At 42.8% G+C, this 21,714-nt stretch carries 19 protein-coding genes and 1 pseudogene; 15 read left to right on the forward strand and 5 right to left on the reverse strand.

Features of this window, described 5'->3' with window-relative positions; genetic code table 11:
* Window positions 1-41: 41 nt before the first annotated feature.
* The 3 genes from gshA to luxS are packed head-to-tail and all read left to right on the forward strand — an operon-like array spanning window position 42 to window position 2,759.
* Window positions 42-1,607, forward strand: a complete 1,566-nt coding sequence (gene gshA, locus I1A42_RS13310) for a glutamate--cysteine ligase (protein WP_161153131.1) — start codon at window positions 42-44, stop codon at window positions 1,605-1,607.
* A gap of 1 nt (window position 1,608) precedes the next feature.
* Window positions 1,609-2,214, forward strand: a complete 606-nt coding sequence (locus tag I1A42_RS13315; protein ID WP_196123718.1) for a transglycosylase SLT domain-containing protein — start codon at window positions 1,609-1,611, stop codon at window positions 2,212-2,214.
* Between the two features lie 26 nt (window positions 2,215-2,240).
* Window positions 2,241-2,759, forward strand: a complete 519-nt coding sequence (luxS, locus tag I1A42_RS13320; RefSeq protein ID WP_161153130.1) for an S-ribosylhomocysteine lyase — start codon at window positions 2,241-2,243, stop codon at window positions 2,757-2,759.
* Between the two features lie 66 nt (window positions 2,760-2,825).
* Here luxS and I1A42_RS13325 read toward each other — a convergent pair whose 3' ends face one another.
* Together I1A42_RS13325 and I1A42_RS13330 are read right to left on the reverse strand one after the other, a co-directional pair.
* The gene (locus I1A42_RS13325; protein WP_161153129.1) at window positions 2,826-4,109 is read right to left on the reverse strand and encodes an HlyC/CorC family transporter; all 1,284 of its coding nucleotides are present in this window, start codon (window positions 4,107-4,109) and stop codon (window positions 2,826-2,828) included.
* Window positions 4,110-4,194: 85 nt separating this feature from the next.
* Window positions 4,195-4,989, reverse strand: a complete 795-nt coding sequence (locus tag I1A42_RS13330; RefSeq protein WP_161153128.1) for a cytochrome C assembly family protein — start codon at window positions 4,987-4,989, stop codon at window positions 4,195-4,197.
* 213 nt (window positions 4,990-5,202) lie between these two features.
* Between I1A42_RS13330 and ffh the strand changes: the two genes are divergently transcribed.
* The 11 genes from ffh to I1A42_RS24745 all read left to right on the forward strand — a co-directional run bounded on the left by ffh (window position 5,203) and on the right by I1A42_RS24745 (window position 16,445).
* On the forward strand, window positions 5,203-6,576 hold the full coding sequence (ffh, locus tag I1A42_RS13335) for a signal recognition particle protein (RefSeq protein WP_161153127.1): 1,374 nt from the start codon (window positions 5,203-5,205) through the stop codon (window positions 6,574-6,576).
* 223 nt (window positions 6,577-6,799) lie between these two features.
* Window positions 6,800-7,048, forward strand: a complete 249-nt coding sequence (gene rpsP / locus I1A42_RS13340; protein WP_161153126.1) for a 30S ribosomal protein S16 — start codon at window positions 6,800-6,802, stop codon at window positions 7,046-7,048.
* Window positions 7,049-7,076: 28 nt separating this feature from the next.
* Window positions 7,077-7,631 (forward strand): ribosome maturation factor RimM, encoded by a 555-nt coding sequence (gene rimM / locus I1A42_RS13345; RefSeq protein WP_161153125.1) that lies wholly within the window; start codon window positions 7,077-7,079, stop codon window positions 7,629-7,631.
* A gap of 26 nt (window positions 7,632-7,657) precedes the next feature.
* The gene (trmD, locus tag I1A42_RS13350; RefSeq protein ID WP_161153124.1) at window positions 7,658-8,401 is read left to right on the forward strand and encodes a tRNA (guanosine(37)-N1)-methyltransferase TrmD; all 744 of its coding nucleotides are present in this window, start codon (window positions 7,658-7,660) and stop codon (window positions 8,399-8,401) included.
* A gap of 41 nt (window positions 8,402-8,442) precedes the next feature.
* On the forward strand, window positions 8,443-8,796 hold the full coding sequence (rplS, locus tag I1A42_RS13355; protein ID WP_161153123.1) for a 50S ribosomal protein L19: 354 nt from the start codon (window positions 8,443-8,445) through the stop codon (window positions 8,794-8,796).
* 242 nt (window positions 8,797-9,038) lie between these two features.
* Window positions 9,039-10,496, forward strand: coding sequence for a gamma-mobile-trio recombinase GmtY (gene gmtY, locus I1A42_RS13360; protein WP_196123719.1), 1,458 nt, complete (start codon window positions 9,039-9,041; stop codon window positions 10,494-10,496).
* Window positions 10,496-13,168 (forward strand): gamma-mobile-trio integrase GmtZ, encoded by a 2,673-nt coding sequence (gene gmtZ, locus I1A42_RS13365; RefSeq protein ID WP_196123720.1) that lies wholly within the window; start codon window positions 10,496-10,498, stop codon window positions 13,166-13,168. Before gmtY ends, gmtZ begins: the two co-directional genes overlap by 1 nt.
* Window positions 13,168-13,845 carry a gamma-mobile-trio protein GmtX gene (gmtX, locus tag I1A42_RS13370; RefSeq protein ID WP_196123721.1) on the forward strand — a complete coding sequence of 226 codons (678 nt, stop codon included), beginning with the start codon at window positions 13,168-13,170 and terminating at the stop codon, window positions 13,843-13,845. The genes gmtZ and gmtX overlap by 1 nt, the downstream gene beginning before the upstream one ends.
* Entirely contained in the window at window positions 13,845-14,282 is a 438-nt protein-coding gene (locus I1A42_RS13375) for a VPA1267 family protein (protein WP_196123722.1), read from the forward strand. The genes gmtX and I1A42_RS13375 overlap by 1 nt, the downstream gene beginning before the upstream one ends.
* Complete coding sequence (locus tag I1A42_RS13380) at window positions 14,279-16,057, forward strand: AAA family ATPase (protein WP_230389386.1); 1,779 nt, start codon at window positions 14,279-14,281, stop codon at window positions 16,055-16,057. The genes I1A42_RS13375 and I1A42_RS13380 overlap by 4 nt, the downstream gene beginning before the upstream one ends.
* Complete coding sequence (locus I1A42_RS24745) at window positions 16,038-16,445, forward strand: ATP-dependent DNA helicase (protein WP_230389387.1); 408 nt, start codon at window positions 16,038-16,040, stop codon at window positions 16,443-16,445. The genes I1A42_RS13380 and I1A42_RS24745 overlap by 20 nt, the downstream gene beginning before the upstream one ends.
* Window positions 16,446-16,674: 229 nt before the next feature.
* Here I1A42_RS24745 and I1A42_RS13385 read toward each other — a convergent pair whose 3' ends face one another.
* Together I1A42_RS13385 and I1A42_RS13390 are read right to left on the reverse strand one after the other, a co-directional pair.
* Window positions 16,675-17,286, reverse strand: a complete 612-nt coding sequence (locus I1A42_RS13385) for a LysE family translocator (protein WP_196123723.1) — start codon at window positions 17,284-17,286, stop codon at window positions 16,675-16,677.
* A gap of 116 nt (window positions 17,287-17,402) precedes the next feature.
* Entirely contained in the window at window positions 17,403-18,323 is a 921-nt protein-coding gene (locus I1A42_RS13390) for a LysR family transcriptional regulator (protein ID WP_196123724.1), read from the reverse strand.
* A gap of 273 nt (window positions 18,324-18,596) precedes the next feature.
* Between I1A42_RS13390 and I1A42_RS13395 the strand changes: the two genes are divergently transcribed.
* A complete protein-coding gene (locus tag I1A42_RS13395) occupies window positions 18,597-19,613 on the forward strand; it encodes an IS110 family RNA-guided transposase (RefSeq protein WP_196123725.1) in 1,017 nt (338 codons plus the stop codon).
* 439 nt (window positions 19,614-20,052) lie between these two features.
* On the opposite strand, the pseudogene I1A42_RS13400 reads toward I1A42_RS13395, so the two are convergent.
* Window positions 20,053-21,215: pseudogene (locus tag I1A42_RS13400) on the reverse strand (IS3 family transposase).
* Between the last annotated feature and the right edge of the window lie 499 nt (window positions 21,216-21,714).

The following is a 21,714-nucleotide window of genomic DNA, read 5'->3' on the forward strand; positions in this document are numbered from 1 at the left end:
CAGCTTCAATAGGATCACGACAACAATAAGTGAGTCATATTTTGACTAAATTTGCCGAGCGACTTCAGCGAGTCGCAAAAAGACCAGAAGTGTTTAAAGCATTCGGCCGTGGCGTCGAACGTGAGACATTACGTTACAATGACGATGGAGCTATTGCTCAGACACCTCACCCAAAAGAGTTGGGCGCGGCGTTAACCAATAAATGGGTGACCACCGATTTTGCAGAGTCCCTACTTGAGTTCATTACGCCCGTGTCTAACGATGTGGATACGTTACTGAATCAACTGTCGGATATTCATCATTTTACTCAAACCAAGTTACATAACGAGCAGATGTGGCCAATGTCGATGCCATGTTATGTGAATAAAGAAGATGATATTACTATCGCGCAATTCGGACAGTCTAATTCAGGTCGTATGAAGACACTTTATCGAGCTGGACTAAAACGTCGGTATGGCAGTTTGATGCAAATTATTTCTGGTGTGCATTTTAACTTCTCTTTTCCTGAGTCGTTCTGGGATGCCCTTTATGGTGAGCAGAGTGATGAACAGCGGCAGGCAACAAAGTCCAAAGCTTATTTTGGTATCATTCGTAACTATTATCGTTTTGGCTGGCTTATTCCTTATTTCTTTGGGGCATCACCGGCTATTTGCTCATCGTTTATCCAAGGTCGTAAAACAGACTTACCATTTGAAAGTATTGGTAAAACTTTATATCTACCTTACGCGACATCATTACGTTTAAGTGATCTTGGTTATACTAATCACGCACAGAGCGCATTAAAAATTGGCTTCAATAGTATTGATGAATATTTAGATGGCTTAAATCGAGCGATTCGCACGCCTTCTGAAGAGTTTGCTCAATTGGGTATAAAAGTGGATGGGGAATATCGTCAATTAAACGGCAATGTTCTGCAGATCGAGAATGAGCTGTATGCTCCAATTCGTCCTAAGCGAGTAGCTAAACGTGGTGAAAAACCTTCCCAAGCCTTGTCTCGTGCTGGCGTAGAATATATTGAAGTTCGTTCATTAGATGTTAACCCATTTAGCCCTGTTGGTATTACTGAACAACAAGTTCGCTTCTTAGATTTGCTGCTTACTTGGATGGCTCTTTCTGATTCAGACCCAATGGATGAGTGCGAATTAGGATGCTGGCGAGATAACTGGCGTAAAGTTGTGATTGAAGGTCGCAAACCAGGCTTGATGCTACAAATTGGCTGTCATGGTGAACAACTGACGCTGCAAGAGTGGGCAAAACGAGTGTTCTCAGACCTAAAATTGGTTGCTGAGTTAATGGATTCGGTCAATGGTGAGACCCACTATCAATCGGTATGTCATGAACTAGAACGCTGGATAGATAATCCAGAACTGACATTGTCGGCGAAGTTCTTAGAAAAAGTGAAGCAAGCTGGTGGTCTCGGTAAGCTTGGCTGTGAACTAGGAAAAGCGTATCGTAAAGAAAATGCGGAACATGCTTATCGCGTTTATTCTGAAGAACTGATGCAACAAGAAGTGACTCGTTCCTTAGCAGCGTTACAAGAGTTAGAAGCAAGCGATACATTAAGCTTCGATGACTTCTTAGAACAGTATTTTTCATATTTAAAGTAGTATGCAGCAGGTAATACGTCGGTTGACGTTAATGGTTATGTTAGTATTAAGCGGTTGTGCAACTTCGCCACCGAGTAACCAGAACGATATCTGTGCAATCTTCCGTGAAAAACCTGATTGGTATGAAGCGGCATTAGATATGAACAAAGAGTGGGGAACGCCCATTCAAATTGCAATGGCGATTATCAAACAAGAAAGTTCTTTTCATCATGATGCGAAACCGCCAAAAGATTACCTCTTAGGGTTTATCCCGTGGGGGAGAGTTTCTAGCGCTTACGGTTATGCTCAGGCCCAAGATCCTGCCTGGGATGACTTTCAAAATGCTACGGATAATGGAGGCTCTCGCAATGATTTTGAAGATGCGATGATGTTTGTTGGTTGGTATACCCGTGAAACTCATCGTATCCTTGGGGTATCAATGTGGGATACTTATCATCAATATTTGGCGTATCATGAAGGTCGCGGTGGACTAAAAAGTCATTCGTACCGTTCTAAGCCTTCTGTGATGAGAGTTGCACGTAAAGTTGAACGTCAAGCCAAAACCTATGGTTGGCAACTAAAGAAATGCCGTAAAGAGCTGGACGATAATTTAAGTTGGTTCTTCTAAATCAACAAGCAATGGAGAAATTAATTATGCCACTATTAGACAGTTTCACCGTCGATCACACTCGTATGCACGCACCAGCAGTGCGCGTGGCGAAAAATATGAAAACTCCAAGCGGTGATACTATCACTGTTTTCGATTTGCGTTTTACAGTGCCTAACAAAGACATTTTGTCAGAAAAAGGGATTCACACTCTAGAACATTTGTTTGCGGGCTTTATGCGCGCACATCTAAATGGTTCTGATGTTGAAATTATTGATATTTCTCCAATGGGATGCCGTACTGGTTTCTACATGAGCTTAATTGGTGCTCCTGATGAAGCTCGCGTAGCTAACGCTTGGCTAGCAGCAATGAAAGATGTGCTGACAGTAGAAGATCAAAACAAAATTCCTGAATTGAATAAGTACCAATGTGGCACGGCTGCTATGCACTCTTTAGATGAAGCAAAACAGATCGCACAAAACGTGATCGATGCCGGTGTTCAAGTGAATAAAAATGATGACCTTGCGCTACCTGAAGAGATGTTAAAAGAGCTTAAAGTTCACTAAGTAATGATTAAGGTAAAACCTTAAAAGAAAAGGGCTTGGTATCACCAAGCCCTTTTTGTTTCTCAATTATTTCTGCTTTTTCTTCTTCAATTTAGAAGGGAATACCTTAACCAATTTAATGCGGTTTTCTTCTAACTCAAGAATTTCCATTGGGTGTTTGGCGACTTCGACACTCAGTTTACTTTCTGGTATTTCTTCTAAATGTTCCAAAATCAAACCGTTCAACGTACGAGGACCGTCGGTGGGTAATTTCCAACGTAAGCTCTTGTTGATATCACGAATGTTGGCACTGCCCTCGATTAAGAAACTACCGTCACTTTGCGGAGTGATCTCTTCCGCTAGGCTTGGCTGCATAGAGGTAGTAAATTCCCCAACGATCTCTTCTAAGATATCTTCTAACGTTACAAGGCCAACAATGTCACCATACTCATCAACAATAAGACCAATGCGTTCTTTATTACGTTGGAATTTTAGTAACTGAACGTTTAACGGTGTACCTTCTGGAATAAAGTAGACTTCATCTGCTGCGCGTAATAACGTTTCTTTATTGAGCTCGTTTTTTTCCAGCATTAAGCGGGAGGCATCACGCAAACGTAAGATACCTACCACTTCATCAATTTGATCGCGGTATAGAACCACTCGGCCATGAGGTGAGTGGGTCAACTGGCGAACGGTAGATTTCCAATCGTCGTTAATGTTGATACCGGTTATTTCATTACGAGGAACCATAATGTCATTCACAGTGACATGCTCTAGGTCCAATATCGATAGCAGCATGTCTTGGTGACGACGAGGAATCAGTCCGCCAGCTTCATTTACAACAGTGCGGAGTTCTTCTGAGTTTAGTGATTCGTCATTATTCGCTTGGGGCTTAAGCCCCAATATCATGATAAAACCATTAGTGATGAAGTTCATAAATATTACGAGTGGGGATAAGAACTTCAACAAAAAGGAAAGTATGTAGCTACTCGCATAAGAGATTTTTTCTGGATAGAGCGCTGCAATGGTTTTAGGTGTCACTTCGGCAAATACCAATACCACCATAGTCAGAACACCTGTTGCAATTGCAACGCCCATGTCGCCATATAAACGTTGACCAATAATAGTCGCTATGGCAGAGGCCATAATGTTGACTAAGTTGTTTCCAATAAGGATTAAGCCAATGAGACGATCTGGACGGTTTAACAGCTTCTCTACGCGTTTAGCCCCTTTATGGCCAGTGTTAGATAAGTGTTTTAGTTTGTAGCGGTTCAGAGACATCATGCCTGTTTCTGAGCCGGAAAAATACGCAGATATAACAATGAGACAAGCAAGTAGCGTAAACAATATACCCAAAGATATGTGGTCCAAAACGATCCATTTCCTTAAAATAATTTGAGTAATTAATGACCTAACCTAGGTTAGGTGTCAATGATGAAAAGGTCTAAAATCGACCTTAACTAAGAATGAATTCTTTTACAAATCGACTACCAAAGTAAGCAAGGGTCAAAATGAAAGCGCCAAGAACTGATAGCCAGGTCACTCGCTTGCCACGCCAACCATTTTGATAATGTCCCCACAAAAGGATGGCGTAAACAACCCACGCGATGAATGACAATATGCCTTTGTGAGCTTTCCCTTCAGCAAACATATCAGTAATAAACCAGAAACCAGTGATTAAGGTTCCTGTCAGTAAGGCTTCACCGACAATAATGATTTTAAATAAATGCCGCTCAACTCGTAATAATGGAGGAAGGTTAGGGTTAATCGCTAAGCTTTTTTTGCTCTTTAATTTATGATCAAGCCAAGCAAGCTGAATGGCATAAAGAGCACCGATACACATCGTAGAATAAGAGAACAATGCGAAAGAAATATGAATCAACAACGCTGAATTATGTTCGAAGTGAGTCATGAATGTATTGGGTACAAAGTTAGCGACAACGAGGATGATTGCCGAAAAACTGTACACAATTGGAAGGAGAAACCATAATCGTGCTTTGAACATGGAAGCAGTCATTAGCACCGAAATTAAAAAGCTCGCAACAGAGGCAACATTGAGAATACTCAGGTTTTGTCCATTGTTATGGAAAATAAGATCGCCAAGTAACCATGCGTGGAATATGACAGCAAGGGCTGCGCTACCAAAGACGGTTTTGGTTTTGATTCCGGTTTGATTGACCACACCTGGAACAATCATTGCTATTGATACAAAGTATAAAACGGCGGCAACGACTGTAATTAAGTTGTCCATGTTTCTCACTAAATCGATGAATGAATTTGCTGATTATACCTTGAGTGATGGTAATGAGCTATGTGGTTTCGTCAATGATTTTTAACCGTTGAGTTAGAAAAAATTGCCCCAATGTCATAGTAAATGTTTACGCTGGTCTCTCACGGGTATGACTATGAGGCAGGCTAAGGTATACTCACGTTAGATTATCGCCTGATAGCGAAGAGAATAGAGATGTTTGAGAATTTAACCGATCGATTATCCAAAACGCTGAAGAACATCAGCGGTAAAGGTCGTCTTACTGAAGACAATATTAAAGAAACACTGCGTGAAGTGCGCATGGCGTTGTTAGAAGCGGACGTGGCACTTCCTGTTGTTCGTGATTTTGTTAAACGCGTTAAAGAAAATGCGGTGGGTGTTGAAGTCTCTAAGTCACTGACACCGGGCCAAGAGTTCATCAAAATAGTTCAAGCACAGCTTGAAGCTGTGATGGGTGAATCTAATGAAGCTCTTGATTTAGCCGCGCAACCGCCAGCAGTGATTTTAATGGCTGGTTTACAAGGTGCTGGTAAAACGACCAGTGTCGGTAAGTTATCTAAGTTATTAACTGAGCGCGATAAGAAGAAAGTCTTGGTTGTTTCTGCCGACGTTTACCGTCCTGCAGCAATCCAACAGCTTGAAACTTTAGCAAGTGATGTGGGCGTTGATTTCTTCCCTTCTTCGGCAGATCAGAAACCCATTGATATTGCGAATGGTGCCATCGAGCATGCGAAGAAGAAATTTTACGATGTTGTGATCGTCGATACTGCAGGCCGTCTAGCCGTTGACGAACAGATGATGGCTGAGATTAAAGAGCTGCACCAAGCGATTAATCCAGTAGAAACCCTGTTTGTTGTCGATGCCATGACGGGTCAAGATGCGGCGAATACGGCTAAATCATTTGGCGATACGCTTCCGTTAACTGGTGTGATTCTTACTAAAGTTGATGGTGATGCTCGCGGTGGTGCGGCGCTATCTGTTCGACATATTACCGGTAAACCGATCAAATTCTTAGGTGTCGGTGAAAAAACAGATGCTTTAGAACCTTTCCATCCAGATCGCGTAGCATCGCGAATTCTTGGTATGGGCGATGTGCTTTCTCTTATCGAAGACTTGCAACGTAACGTCGATCATGAAAAAGCGGAAAAGCTAGCTAAGAAATTTAAGCAGAAGAAAGGCTTTGATTTAGAAGACTTCCGTGAGCAATTAGGTCAGATGCAGAACATGGGCGGTATGATGGGAATGATGGATAAGCTTCCTGGTATGTCTCAACTTCCTGCGGGTGTTAAAGATAAAGTTGACGACAAAATCTTTAAACAAATGGAAGCCATCATTAGTTCAATGACGATGAAAGAGCGTCACAACCCTGATTTAATCAAAGGTTCACGTAAAAAACGCATTGCAGCAGGTTCGGGGACACAAGTTCAAGACGTTAACCGACTGCTAAAACAGTTCACCCAGATGCAAAAGATGATGAAGAAAATGCAGAAAGGTGGCATGAAAGGTATGATGCGCAACATGCAAGGCATGATGGGCGGAATGGGGGGCGGAGGCTTCTTCGGTCGTTAAGTAATAGGATTAGAAATGAATTTTTTGATCTTTGTTTAACAAACCGTTATCTCTGTCACAGATTTTTTACTACTTCTGAGTGGTGAAAAAGTAGCTAAACCCCTTGCAATGACCCGGAATAAGAGTAAAATTCCGGGGCTTTATTTTGGCACGAGACCCCAAACTGTTTTTTAAGAGCGGTTGTTGGGGTTAATTTTATTATTGAGAAAGCAAAGAGGACGACATGGTAACCATTCGTTTGGCACGTCACGGCGCTAAAAAGCGTCCATTCTATCAAATCGTTGTTGCAGACAGCCGCAACGCAGCTACTGGCCGCTTCATCGAGAAAGTAGGTTTCTTTAACCCTACTGCAACTGGCCAAGAAGAAGGTCTACGTCTAGACCTAGATCGCGTTAAACACTGGACTGATCTAGGCGCGACAGTATCTGACCGCGTAGCTAAGCTAGTTAAAGACGCTCAAAAAGCGGCTTAATTCTATCTTAATAAGAAGTAACTAGTTTATGTCGATGAAAGGTAAAGAAACGATGAGTGAGCAACAAGACAGAATCGTTGTAGGTAAATTTGGTTCTACTTATGGCATTCGAGGCTGGCTTAAAGTTTTTTCCTACACAGACAATCCAGAAAGCATTTTTGATTACAGCCCTTGGTTTGTAAAACAAAAGGGTTCGTGGGTTGAATACAAAGTAGAAAGTTGGAAGCGCCATAACAAAGGTATGGTTGTGAAACTAGACGGACTCGATATTCGTGAAGATTCGCATTTGCTGACAAATTTCGAAATAGCTATTGACCCTGCAGTGCTTCCAGAACTGTCAGAAGATGAGTTCTACTGGCGAGAATTGTTTGGTATGCAAGTGTTTACAACAAAAGGTTACAACCTTGGTGAAGTAACTGACATGTTGGAAACTGGCTCAAATGATGTTTTGGTTGTAAAAGCAAATCTGAAAGATGCTTTTGGCCAAAAGGAACGATTAATTCCGTTCCTTGAAGAGCAAGTGATCAAAAAAGTTGATCGCGAAGCTCAACGGATCGAAGTTGACTGGGATCCTGGATTCTAGCTCTGAAGACGAGAAGGCAAAGAACAATGTGGGTTGGCGTAATTAGCCTATTTCCCGAAATGTTTCGCAGCATCACGGATTTCGGAGTAACAGGTCAAGCGGTAAAAAAAGGGTTATTGTCAGTAGAAACATGGAATCCCCGTGATTTTACACATGACAAACGTCGCACGGTCGATGATAAGCCCTACGGTGGTGGCCCTGGTATGTTGATGATGGTTCAGCCTTTGCGCGATGCCATTGCAAACGCTAAGCAAGCCGCACCGGGAAAGACGAAAGTCATCTATTTATCACCTCAAGGTCGCAAACTCGACCAGCAAGGGGTTGAAGAGTTGGCTACTAATCAAAATGTTATTTTGATTTGTGGTCGCTACGAAGGAATAGATGAGCGCATTATCGAATCAGAGGTTGACGAAGAATGGTCAATCGGCGATTTCGTAATGACAGGTGGGGAACTCCCAGCCATGACGTTAATTGATTCTGTCTCTCGGTTTATTCCGGGGGTATTAGGAGATTTTGCGTCAGCAGAAGAAGATTCTTTTGCTAATGGTTTGTTGGATTGCCCTCATTACACTCGTCCTGAAGTGTTGGATGGAAAAGAAGTACCAGCGGTACTGAAATCTGGCAATCACGAGGACGTTCGTCGCTGGCGACTAAAGCAGTCGTTAGGCCGTACCTGGACTAGAAGACCAGAACTCCTGGAAAACCTAGCTCTGACTGACGAACAGGAACTATTACTGGCTGAGTTCATTAAAGAGACTCAGAACCCGTAACCTATTTTATTTAGTATCAGTTTATTCTAGGAATTTAAATAATGAGTAACATCATCAAAGCTCTTGAAGAAGAGCAAATGAAAAAAGACCTACCTAACTTCGCACCAGGTGACACTGTTGTTGTACAAGTTAAGGTAAAAGAAGGTGACCGTGAACGTCTACAGGCGTTCGAAGGTGTTGTAATCGCGATTCGTAACCGCGGTCTACACTCAGCTTTCACTGTTCGTAAAATCTCTAACGGTGAAGGTGTTGAGCGTACTTTCCAAACTCACTCACCAGTTGTTGATAGCATTGAAGTGAAACGTCGTGGTGCTGTACGTCGTGCCAAACTGTACTACCTACGTGAACTATCTGGTAAAGCTGCTCGTATTAAAGAGAAGCTTGCTAAGAAGTAATGCTAGAACTCGCGTTCTCATAAAAACGGAGCCCTTTGGGCTCCGTTTTTTTATATCTGTAAATAGCGAAGAAGTGAAAACTGAAGAAGTAAAAACTAAAAAATGGCTTCACCAGGTAATATATAGTAACTTTCAGAGTGTATATTGTATATTAAGGCAGAGAAATCTGCCTTTTTATTGTACAATCTACATTGTAGGTATATAGTCAATGGTATGTACTATATGTATAGGGAAAGCATAATTTGTCATCAGTAAAAGTCAGAGCGACGATTGTAGAGGACAATACGGGCATCAAAAGCCAACTGCCTATCTTGCTAACCGAGCAAGGAGAGTTAGGTACGGTCACGGACTACCTACTCAAGCTAGAGGCGGACGGGATGAGTAACTCCGTCATGAATGGATTTCTTCAAGCGGTGTCCTTGTTGCTGGATTATATGGAAGCAAATAGAGGATTGTTTGACGATCCGAAGTTGCTCTTCCAGACCTTTTCTAAGCGGTTGTATACAGGAACGATTGGTGAAGATGGACTTGACCCCTCTGGTTTATATTGGGTGCCAAGCTCAAACAATAACGTGAATAAGCACATTCACCGACTGACGGCATTCACCGATTGGTTGGTAGACAAACAAGGTTCTGCGTCAATGAATCCCTTGCGTGATGCCACACCTCATGAGCAGCGATTGAATTACGCCGCATGGTATCGAAAAAATCAAAATGATTTCCTTGGTCATATCGAAGATAAGACCGTCAATAAAACCATCCGTAAGGCGCGAACCATTAAGGGGCGCACACCACTCACCAAAACCGAAGATGATGTTATCGCCTTTCCTGAAAAGCATTGGGAGGATTTTTATATAAACGGCATTGGTGGTGCAAGTGACCCACGCGTGGCTCTCAGGGACAAATTAATACTCCTGCTCATGCACGGTGGCGGACTGCGCGAAAGTGAAGCTTTAACGCTTTGGGTGACAGATGTGTTTGAAGATCCCTATGAGCCAGGTAGTGCTATCGTTCGAATTTATAATGAAGTCGATGGCAAAGCTCCAAGTGACCCTGAAGTTCGCTCTAAAAATCAGAATAGAGAAACGTACTTAAAAGAAAAGTATGCGCGTATCCCTCGCCAACGCATGAAAGGCACTGCGCATCTTGGTTGGAAGAACCGTGTGGTTGACCATAAAGACAACTACATACAGGTTCAATGGTTTCCCACCGACTATGGCAAAGTGTTTATGTCACTGTGGAAAAACTATCAAAAGTACCGCGCCAGTATAGACTGTCACCACCCTTATGCATTTATTTCGTTTCATCACCGCGCCTTCGGTAATCCTTATACCATCAACGCTTTCCATGATAACTACGCCACCGGCTTGAAGCGCATTGGTTTAGAGCCAAACAAAGCAGAAGGCAAAGACCCTCACGGGCATCGACATAATTACGGTAGACGACTGGAGCGTTCAGGTCTGAACCCTTTGGTGATCCGACGTTGTATGCACCACAAATCTCTGGACTCACAAATTCCCTACACAGGCAAAGGCCAGCAAGAAATCTCTGACGAACTGACCCAAGCCACGCTGCAACTGGCAAACCCTGAATCCAAAGTCAAAGCACTGGACTGGAAAGCTCTGGTTGAGCATGGCTTTGATGACATCGACCCGCAGGGATACTTCACAGGCAAACATCCAAAATTGAGTGGTAAATAATGGCAGGGAAAAAAGGTAAAAAACATGACGGACGTTCATCGGATTTAACCTTCTCTTGGATGCTCACCACGCTTGGTGCTGAGTGGCAGCAATGGCAGGAATTGGCCGCAGAGTGGATGGTGACACAAAAAACTGGTACTCAACACAAGCAGAAGGCGTTAACCCGCTTCTTTGAGTCTTATGTTGCTGAATATGTGACTTATGCGGTTGCCGATATAGATTTGTTTTTTAAGGGCTACAAAGGACATCAATGCTCCAGTGAAGAGTTGGAGAAACTAGCAAAAGCTCGATTAACAAATGCGTATGAAATTTCAGCGAGCGTCAATATCCCTTGCGACTTCATCGACTTTGTTATTGAAAAAGTGTTCTCGGAAGAAGATGACAATGGCAAGCTAGTACCGCTGGTTCAAAATCCGCTTAGCAAAATTAAAAGACAAAACTCCATTACCGAAACCGTGCGTAACCCCTTGCCATATCGCTATATTCAGGACTTACGCCAAATCCTCTGTCCACTGCCTGACAAAACTGAACTGACCGTCATTGAACAAAACCTCAAGGACGATGAACAACTTCTTCCTGCTTATCATTACCGCCACTTCAAGCACTGGACGTGGGCGCAGCAGCAGACAGGACAAACTAATGAAGGTCGTAGTGATGGTGACTGGTTTGAGGTTGAGCCAGAGCTGATTGATAAAACCGACCCGGATTGTGTTTGGCGCACCAAAGAAGTGACGCGAAATAATAAGAAAATCACTATCAACCAAATCTGGTCGCCTGTCAAAGCGATGGTGATTTTCATGAAACTTCACCTACCACTGCGTACCTATCAGGTACGGATGCTCGACAGTGGTGAAGCCGATACGTGGCGCTATGAAAACGGTCAATGGGTAGTGAACACCCAACATGATTTTGCACTTGGTAGCGAAAAACGCCCCTTCGGAAAAGGCATCTTCCACCGCATTCACGACACCATGACAGGGCTGTATTCAACAGGTCTATACATCAACACCAACAAAACCGCCGACCAGAACAAAGACGAACTGGAGCGAGGTTACATCATTCCTTGGCAGAACGAAGAAGCGCTGTACTGGCTGGAAAAACTGCGCAACTGGCAAGAAAAATACAACCCCATTGCAAAGCCCACCGAGTGTACAACATTGCTGCGCAAGCATGTTGGCGCTAAGAAATCGGATAAGCAGCTAGAAAGCATGGGTGAGATTTCGTTTTTGTTTCGCGATGCTTCAGCAAAAGGTATGGACAAACAAAAGCCTTGTAGAGACCAAGCGGTAGACCCTTTCTGGTATCAACTCCTACTGACGCTAGAAAACCAACTCGCAGAGCAAGGCAACACCCTTGATAACGGTGAGCGCTTGAAACTGGTTGTGGATTATCCAGAAGGTACTCGGAAGACAGTCAGGGTAGCCACACTCTTTCCTTTGCACAGTTTACGTGTCTCACTCATCACGGCGTATACGATGGATACACAACTGCCACTGCCTGTGATTTCTAAGCTATTGGCAGGGCATACGCGCCTATTGATGACTATCTACTACAACAAAATCACCCCATCGGTGATGGCTGAAAAAATGGACGAAGCACATGGAGAGTTGGATGCGAAATCCAAGCAATCGGTGCGCAACTTCCTCAAAAATGCCTCAATGGAGCAAATCCAATGCAAGATGGTGTATTACAGTGATGATAGCATTCAGGCGGCATTGGCTAACCGCAATCCAATCGGTTGGGAAGATCGCTCGTGTGGGATGTGTCTGGTTGGTGGTAACACCGCCAAATCGGATGAAGTCAGCACCCTTGGTGGCTGCTGGAACGGTGGTGAATTGCTCAAAGATTCATTCAACATACATGCCAGAGTTTACACTAGCGTACCTCACGGCCCTGAAAACTGTCCTCGCTGCCGCTGGTTTATTACCGAAGCACGCTACCTTCCCGCGCTCAATGCCCAATTTAACCAACTGAGTTACAAAGCGCATCAAGCGGCTAACCTCTCTGTGGAAATTGAAGGTGAGCTGGAAGCGTTGAAAGACGAGCAGTTCTTTTGTGAAGAGCAAGGTAAGCCGTTTATCAAGCACGATGAACTGCAAGCCCTACAGCGCCGCTGGGAAAAGCAGCAAGTCGAAGCCGATGAATACGCAAAAGATTGGATAGCGAGCTTTGAACTTATTAATAAAATCATACGAGTCGAAGAAGACAGAAATGAGGACGACACCAAAGATAAGCTGATTGCAGTTGGCTCTGAGCAGGATGTCAGTTATGCCTTAAAGTTTGTTGAAACTGATTCAGAGTTATTGCACCTCTCCTTGATTTGTGAAGATGCAGAGATTTATCCAGATTTGCAGGACGAACTTCGTAAAACACCTGCTATTCAAAAGCGTTCAATGCAACTCAGTCGTGTGCTAATGAAAAAAGGTTTTGAGCCGATTTTCATGGAAATGGACGATAAACAGCAACTTATCGCCGCCAATGCCATGCTGCGCCAGATGGTAAAAATTGCTGACCCTGACGATAAGCTTGAAGGCTACCGCAAGGTTGCTAACTATATTGAGGCGGGTGAATACCTGACTGATAATAAACTATTTTCTGCGGGTATCTATGCCCTGACCGATAAAGCGATTCGCCTTGATAGCATCGTTTTACCCAAATTATTGGAGGACTAATGGAACTCGATATTGATGTTATTCTGGCTGACTTAAAAGAAGGCAAAGTCCCTCGCACGCAGCAAAGCCTCGATAAGCTCAACGACATACTGAAAGCCTATGCGGAATCAGGTCAGCGCGACTTCTCCATTACGCAAATTGGCCGAGTGTCTGCTGAAAATGGCGGATTGGCGTATGAGGCTTTGCGTGCTACCCGTAACAAGCACTACCGAACACTCATCGAAGCATGGGCGGCAAAATGTAATACCAATACCAAAAAACCGCTATCCAACACCTCTCGTTCTAAATCCATTCCTGCGGATAATAAGTTGTTAGAGCGCATTCCAGACCCTGCGGTACGCGCCTTGTTTGGTCAAATCATTGCTGAGCGTAACCGCTACCGCAAAGAGGTCAATTTGCTCAAGCAGCACGCTAATATCACCATCGACAAACGCCCTGTGCGCCAGTTTGATACCAGAGCAGAGCCAAGTGTGGAAGTGCTGCCATCCCTATCAGGTGTACTAATCGAATCAGAGAAAAAAGCCTTAGCGTATGCTATTTCTGATGAATGCATGGAGAAGAACGACTGGCAAACCACTCAGGCAGGTCAGGTGAAGAACATGGAGGACAACAACGAAGTATTCCCTAGAGGCTTTGTCACAGGACTTCGCAAACTGTTGGGTAAGGTAGATGACTAATGGCAAGTGGGCAGCAAAAAGCACAGCAAAACCTTGAGGCATTTGAAGTCTGGAAAGCCACACAGACGGACGATGAGTTTAAACAAATCGTGTTCCGAGGTCAGCTTAACCGTATCGAAGTGGCAAAGGGTATCGGTTGTGGAAAATCGGCTTTAAACCAAAATCCCGCCCTCAAAAAAGCACTCAAAGCACTAGAGGGCGAGTTACGTGATAGAGGTGTGCTTCCGCCTCTTACGGAAGCTGCCAAGAAAAACGCGGATAAGCTCAAAGCCTACGACAACACAGCCAATCGCAAGCTGATCGACTCAAAGCGGGTGTCGTCATTAGAGGCTGAGAATATTGAATTGAAAGCTAAGGTCAAGGAGCTTGAAAAGCGACCTGAGCGCTTTGGTGAGCTGTCTGAAACCTTATCTGTAATGGGGTTGATGCCACGATGAATACCGCTTTGCATGAAGACCAGATGCGTGTCACCAGTGTCCCTTATCGCTCGAATAAACTCGTGATATTCAGCGGTGTGCCGCTGGCGAAAAACTCTTACAAAACCAATAGCGGCAAGTATTACGTCACCATCAAAGCCAACCCCGATAGCATCCCTGTACAACCTACGTTGGGTCAGCATTGGTCAGTCAAAGGCACTCGCCAGATAGAAAACATGGAGGTAGGCGATTATGTAATGCAGCAGCACACTTATGAATCACCCAAGCATATTGAATGCACTTTACCCGAAACAGGTGAGCAACTGATACGCTTTATCGCCAGAGAAAGTGACTTCAAGGGTATTGGTGAAAGCAAAGCCAGGGCGCTCTGGCAGCTCCTAGGTAAAGACTTTCATGCCACACTGAAAAATGACACCCCAGAGTCCAGAAAGCGTCTGACATCGATTCTGAGTGAAGATTCAGTGGAAGCGCTCTTTAAGGGGTACGACAAATACAAAAATCTGGCACATTGCAACTGGATGAGTGAGTACAACATCCCCGCCAGTGTGCAGCAACGGCTGCTCAAGCATCACGGTGAAGCCTCCATAGAGGTAATTAAGGGTAATCCTTATGCTTTGATGGGCTTTGGTCTTTCGTTCAGTGCCATTGAAGATATTATCAAGGTAACGGATTTTAAGAGCGATGTTGCGCAGGATGACCCAAGAAGGCTCAGCGCTGCTCTGGAAATGGCGATTCGCAAGGAGATTGAAAAAGGTCACACCTATACCACTCATGCCAATGTGCGCCCTTATCTCAACAAACTACTGAAAGACAAAACACTGGTCACTCAGGCGTTCCAATCAGGTCATGATAAAGCTCAGTATATTTTAAATCCCGACACCGGAGCCTACCATCCAACGGCGCAACTTCTGATGGAAAGTGTCGTAGCCAAACGGCTAAATATACTGATTAAGCGAAATGACTTGTTTGACGAAAACGCCAATGCTGCGTATTGCTCTGCGGCTGCCGAGCTTCCCTACGAATTAACTCCTAAACAAATCGAAACCGTAACAACGTGTCTGGATAATTCGGTAAGCTGTATTACGGGCGGTGCAGGAACAGGCAAGACAACGGTACTCAGAACGGTTCTCAGGGCTTACCATCAACTTGGATTTGAAATACACGCCGTTGCGCTCAGCGGTCGTGCTGCCATGAGACTTCATGAGTCCATCGGTTTTGTTACCTCAACCATTGCCAAATTGCTGCGTGAAGACCCCATAGAACCCAGTGTCGAGAAAACAAATCACCTACTGGTGATTGATGAGGCAAGCATGATTGACTTGCCAACCATGTATCGTCTTGTGAATCACATTCACCCCTCTGTACGATTGATATTCACTGGCGACCCCGACCAACTTCCACCAATCGGCTGCGGCAAGGTGTTGGCAGACATCGTTGAAGCAAAAACGGTGGCGAATACGATACTAGATATCGTCAAGAGACAGGAAGGTTCAACGGGTATCCCCGAATACTCAAAGCTCATCAATCAAGGTGTGATGCCTGAACAATTAAGCACAGGTGCAATACACTTTCACGAAACCGATAAAACAGACATTGCCAAAGTCTGTTGTGAGCTTTACCAAGAATCCCCTAAAAGCAGTCGTGTCATGGCTCCAACCAAGGCGCTCGTATCAGAAACCAATAAACTCATCCAGCAAGCGGTCAACCCAGACAGTGACAGCCTTGAGTTCGAAATCAATGGTGACAAAGTTCTTTTTGCCACTTCGCCTCAATGATGCGGTGTTATTTACGCAGAATCATTACGACAAAGGCATTCAGAACGGCTCACTTGGGACACTAACCAGCGTCAAACCTTCTGGTGATAGTTACGGGGAAGTCTCACTGGATACGGGTGAAAAGGTCGAGATAACACAATCCGTTCTTGACTGCATGGAACTGGGTTATGCAATCACCTTGCACAAAGCCCAAGGGTCACAGTTCCCACGCATCATTATTGCCCTGCAAAAAGGTAGGATAGTCGATAGAGCTTGGCTCTATACGGCAATCACGAGAGCGGAAAGTGAAATCCATATCGTTGGTAGTCGTGATGATATGAAGCAGATCACCGAGGCACCTAGTCACTCTCATAAGCGGAATAGCTACCTAAAGGAACTGTTGAGTTAGCAATTTCAAACTCGTTTTTGCCCCAAACCTTCTCAGCCTACAATTTAGGGCACGTTTCTCTTTCCACTAATTGACCTACTTTTTTTAATGTGAGGTCCATATTGGGGCGAATTTCTCTTGAATGTACACTTAAACTTTTTGGAAAGCATAACTTAGCAATTTAACAAGAACTTCTTAGAGAAATAATTTTAAAGTCGTTATTCATCGAGCCTTGAGTCAGAACCAACAATTAAATAAATATAACTTTAACTGCTAACGATAATAGAATTATGCCTGAGATTTTATCAATCAGTGAAGCTTTAGCTCGTATTCTTTCTATCACATTGCTACTTGAAAGAATAATCGCTATCAATGTATACCAAAGACCATCTAGTAATGGCGGAATAACTGAAATTATCGCCTTATCTTGTACTGCTTGAGACACTCCAATAAATTGGCTAAATAATGCTATGAAAAACAATGCTATTTTTGGATTTAAAATCGATATAGCAAACCCATCTCTTATTGCTTCGAGTATGCTACTTTTTTCTCCAGACTTCAGTTTGTCCTCAATTCCCCCTTTCGATAAAAGAGAACGAACACCTAAATAGGCCAAATAAGCAGCTCCTAGATAAGTTATGGATTTGAATGCGAAAGGTGAACGTTCGAGCACTAGTGATAAACCGCTAATCGTCAATATTGCATAAATTAATATACCTAATGAATGTGACCATGCAGTTGTTACTCCGTATAAACGCCCTCCGGAAAGTGAATGCTTGGCTACAACAGCAAGGCTAGGGCCGGGAGACATTGCGCCAAGTAAACAAATACTTAATAAGGTACTAAAGAATGTGAATGTCATGATTTTCTCCTTTTCTGGTAAGGATAATTAAGCCAGTCCATGCAAGGAAATCATAATTAATCATGATTGGTATGATGCAAGGTAATAGTGCTGTTAATTTGATTTATTTAGATCCATTACGATAGATGGATAGAATTTTCGCTATCTTGCATTGAAAGTACAATTTGCTCCCTGACCCATTTATGGCTAACGTCATTATCAAATTTTGGATGCCAAATTAACCAATATTTATTGATATCCACATCAAATGGGAGATTTTTATGCGTTATAGCCCAGAACTTTGATAGGTTTTTAGCAATGTGTAATGGCACAACCATTAAAGCATCAGTTTGTATCAATCGACTGACTGCTGCGGTAAAAAACGGTACTTGAAGGGAAATTTCCCGATGTAGGTTCAATAAGCTTAATTGCTGATCAATCATTGAGTCTTTATCTGCTCCTCCTGTGATTTTTATATGAGGATACGACAGTAGCTCTGTAACACCTAAATTATTCTTACTCGATAATGGATGCTGTTTGCGCATTACGAGAACTGAATGGTCACTGCCTATGAATAGACTCGATACGTCCTTGGGCTTTTCTGGAAGCATTGTTGAAGCAATATCGATACCTAACTCATGTAATCGCTCGATATTGACCGGATGCCATAGTTGGTAATTGATTTTCAGCTGTGGGGCTAATGAATTAAGTCTAGAGCAAATGTCGGGTAAGACGTATTGAGCAACATAATCACTGGATGAAATGATCAATTCTCCTGACCAATTTTCAGGTTCAAATGTAATGTCAGATAATAAGTGTTCAAAATCCCCAAAGAATGAGTCTAATTTTGCTTTAAGTATTTCGGCTTTAGGAGTCAGAACAAAATAATTAGAACTGCGCACTAATAAATCGTCGTTACACATTTCCCTTAACTGAGCTAACTGTCTGCTAACTGCCGATTGGGTGATATGAAGCCGCTTCGCTGCATTACTTACATGAGCTTCTTGTAAGAGAATATGTAGTGACTTCAATAAATTTAGATTGGTATTTTGAAACATAATTTGAGTGCTCAAATATCCTAATTCTTTGTTACTTATGAATAATGTACTAGCGATCTTATACTGCCAATCTTGATGTTATCATGTAAATAAACATTTAGTATTGAGAGGGAACTGAATCCGTGGTTTAAGACATGTTAGTAAGCCACTTTCCTATACAAAAAGTAATGTATTACTTGCTAATTTAGTAAAGTTGCTGTCACGATAATAAGATGGTACGCCCCACACCTACACTAAAATCAGTCTTATCACTGCAAATTGGAGGGTGCCATCATGTCAGATATTAATATTATTGGTATTGATATTGGGAAAAATCTTTTTCATTTAATTGCTCATGACAGAAAAGGAAATGAGATTTTCCGAAAAAAATTAAATAGAGCAAAATCAATTCAGTTCCTTTCTACATTAGAGCCTACAATCATTGCTATGGAAGCTTGCTGCGGTGCTCATTGGCTCGCTAGAAAGTGTCAAGAATTCGGGCACGATGTAAAATTGATTCCACCTCAATATGTAAAACCTTATGTAAAAACTAATAAAAATGATTTCATTGATGCGGATGCTATAGCAGAGGCCGCTATGCGTCCGAAAATGCGATTTGTCTCTCCTAAAAGTGAACAAGCTCAAATAGGTGTATTGATTCGAAGAATACGTTCTGGCTACATAAGAGAAAGAACAACATGTATGAATAGAATAGGTTCCATCTTGTTAGAGTTCGGACTCAGTTTTCCCCGAGGATACCACCATATGAAGAACCTATTGCAATGGTTAGCTGAGCAAAAAGAGCCTATACCACCTATGGTGATTGCAGAAGTTACGAACTTACTAGATTATTATCATTTACTTAATAAATGGGTAGCAGAGCAAGAACGAAAATTAGATGAGATAAATAAGGACAATGACCTTATGGATTTACTACAAGGGATACCAGGTGTAGGTCCTATGACTGCTTCTTGTTGTTTATCGGCAGTAGGTGAGCCTAAAGATTTTAAGAATGGAAGAAATTTTTCAGCTTGGATAGGTTTGGTACCTCATCAATATTCAACTGGAGGTAAATCCAAAATGTTGGGAATATCTAAGCGAGGGAACAAAGAACTTCGAGAATTGTTTGTTCATGCAGCAAGGTCAGTTATGTGGCGAGATAAATCTGCAGAGCATTATTTTGGATCTTGGTTACTTGAGTTAAAACGACGAAAACCGTTTAACGTAGCTGTTGTTGCATTGGCAAATAAGCTTGCAAGGATAGCGTGGGCTGTGATGTCCAACCATAAACCTTTTGAATTAAGAAATTAAATCAGATTTGCAGATGATAATGAAAGATGACAAAACGGTTAGACCACCAGATTGAAAACCTGTGGGGCAGTTAAGCAATTTAATGCTTTCACGATAATGAGGACAATCTGGCGCGGATCTCATCGAAGAGCTGGGACTAATTAGTGTCTCAAATAGACTCTGGATACATTAGCGCAAACCAACTCCGTTATTTTGAATTTGTCACTTGCAAAACGGGGCGTACCATACAAACTGCCCCTAAATGTGTTAGATTAAATATCTCTACACAGTTTAAGGAGCTTGCGTTTTTCCTACCAAAAGTTATCTGAACTCACAAACCTCTAAGCTATGCACATAAAGCAATCTAACCCACTCTCATTTAAACTGACTTTTATCACTTGCCATAGAGAAAGCGTTAGACTACAAACAATAGTTCTCGTCTCATATATGAGTATAGAGGTCAACTAAAACAGGACACACGGTTAGGCCGATTCTCGGCGATTGCAGGCGGAACTCCATCATTATGTTGGTGAGGTCGTTGCCAGTTGTAATAGTCCATCAGGTAATAACTGATATCTTGTTTTACTTCACGGACTGATAAGTAACCCATTTCTGGTATCCATTCCGATTTTAAACTGCGGAATAATCGCTCCATTGGTGCATTGTCCCAACAGCTCCCTCGGCGACTCATGCTTTGGCGGATTTGATACCGCCAAAGTCGTTGCCTGAATTTGCGGCTGGCATATTGACTACCCTGATCTGAATGGAACATGACATCTTTTGGGCAGCCTCGCTGCTGATAAGCTAAATCTAGTGCTTTAACGACTAAGTCCGCATCGGGATTGTCCGATATTGCCCAACTGACCACTCGACGCGTGTATAAATCGAGAATGACAGCCAGATAACGCCAGCGACCTTCAGCCCAGATATAAGTGATATCACCACACCAAACTTCATTTGGCGCATGGACATAAAACTGTCTGGCGAGATGATTGGGTATATCTGGTCGTTCAACACCACCGGCTTTATAACGGTGAGCGCCTGGCTGCTTTGATGTTAAGCCCGCCTCTTTCATTAAGCGACGGACTTTGAAGCGACCAACCTGATATCCAATGGCTTGCATCATAGAAACGAGCATGCGACTTCCAGCGGAACCTCGGCTAATTCGAAACAACCTTTTCAGTTCACTACGTAGTTTTATTCTATTTAAATCAACATATTGACGACGATTTAAATAATCATAAAAACAAGATGTGGCGATGTCGAATGATGCGCAGACCAATTCAGTGTCTTCATGCTCCCTCAATTGGTCTATCAGCGCGTACGTTCTAATTCGTCCGCCATTAAGAGAGCCGTAGCCTTTTTTAATATGGCTTTTTCTCGTTCCAAACGATTAATTCTGGCTTCAAGCTCCTGAATTTTTTGTTGTTCAGGCGTTAACGCTTTATTGCCTGGAGTTACACCAGTTCTCTCTTGCTAAAGCTGTTTAACCCAACGTCGGAGAACGGTTTCACCGATATCAAGGGAACGACTGGCTTCAGGTATAGAATAACCTTGGTCAAGGACCAAACACGCAGCTTCAAGTTTAAACTCTGCTGTAAATGAACGACGCTTTTTTGTCATAGAACACCTCTTGCTATGGCACGTACTTTACCATCTTAATTGGTGTCCGGGATCATTAAACCACTATACTTCTTCTTTTGCTACTTCCGCCACTGAACGAGAATATGGAGGTAATAGTTTTTTCAATATTGCTTCTTTTCTTTCCTGCGGATAACGAGACATTTTTACTCTGCTACCGCCCTCAACGGGTTAAATTTTAACAGTGACAACTATCCTGCCAGAGGGGGATTCTTTCAAGTTGCAAAGTGATAGAAAGAATACAAGCTAAAGCCTCTCTGATTGATAAAATCTCAGGCATAATTCTATTATCGTTAGCAGTTAAAGTTGTATTTAATTAATTATTGGTTCTGACTTAAGGCTCGATGAATAACGATTTTAAAATTATTTATCTAAGAGGTTCTTGTTAAATTGCTAAGCTATGCTTTCCAAACAGTTTAAGTGTACATCCAAGCGAAATTTTCCCCAAATATGGAGCTCACATTAGAAAAAGTAGGTCAAT

This window comes from Vibrio nitrifigilis, assembly GCF_015686695.1.
Taxonomy (GTDB): domain Bacteria; phylum Pseudomonadota; class Gammaproteobacteria; order Enterobacterales; family Vibrionaceae; genus Vibrio; species Vibrio nitrifigilis.

Coding starts and splice junctions, on each gene's coding strand:
- I1A42_RS13315 (WP_196123718.1), top strand. CDS start 1,609: ATGCAGCAGGTAATACGTCGGTTGACGTTAATGGTTATGTTAGTATTA.
- luxS (WP_161153130.1), top strand. CDS start 2,241: ATGCCACTATTAGACAGTTTCACCGTCGATCACACTCGTATGCACGCA.
- I1A42_RS13330 (WP_161153128.1), bottom strand. CDS start 4,989: ATGGACAACTTAATTACAGTCGTTGCCGCCGTTTTATACTTTGTATCA.
- ffh (WP_161153127.1), top strand. CDS start 5,203: ATGTTTGAGAATTTAACCGATCGATTATCCAAAACGCTGAAGAACATC.
- rpsP (WP_161153126.1), top strand. CDS start 6,800: ATGGTAACCATTCGTTTGGCACGTCACGGCGCTAAAAAGCGTCCATTC.
- rimM (WP_161153125.1), top strand. CDS start 7,077: ATGTCGATGAAAGGTAAAGAAACGATGAGTGAGCAACAAGACAGAATC.
- trmD (WP_161153124.1), top strand. CDS start 7,658: ATGTGGGTTGGCGTAATTAGCCTATTTCCCGAAATGTTTCGCAGCATC.
- rplS (WP_161153123.1), top strand. CDS start 8,443: ATGAGTAACATCATCAAAGCTCTTGAAGAAGAGCAAATGAAAAAAGAC.
- gmtZ (WP_196123720.1), top strand. CDS start 10,496: ATGGCAGGGAAAAAAGGTAAAAAACATGACGGACGTTCATCGGATTTA.
- gmtX (WP_196123721.1), top strand. CDS start 13,168: ATGGAACTCGATATTGATGTTATTCTGGCTGACTTAAAAGAAGGCAAA.
- I1A42_RS13375 (WP_196123722.1), top strand. CDS start 13,845: ATGGCAAGTGGGCAGCAAAAAGCACAGCAAAACCTTGAGGCATTTGAA.
- I1A42_RS13380 (WP_230389386.1), top strand. CDS start 14,279: ATGAATACCGCTTTGCATGAAGACCAGATGCGTGTCACCAGTGTCCCT.
- I1A42_RS13385 (WP_196123723.1), bottom strand. CDS start 17,286: ATGACATTCACATTCTTTAGTACCTTATTAAGTATTTGTTTACTTGGC.
- I1A42_RS13390 (WP_196123724.1), bottom strand. CDS start 18,323: ATGTTTCAAAATACCAATCTAAATTTATTGAAGTCACTACATATTCTC.
- I1A42_RS13395 (WP_196123725.1), top strand. CDS start 18,597: ATGTCAGATATTAATATTATTGGTATTGATATTGGGAAAAATCTTTTT.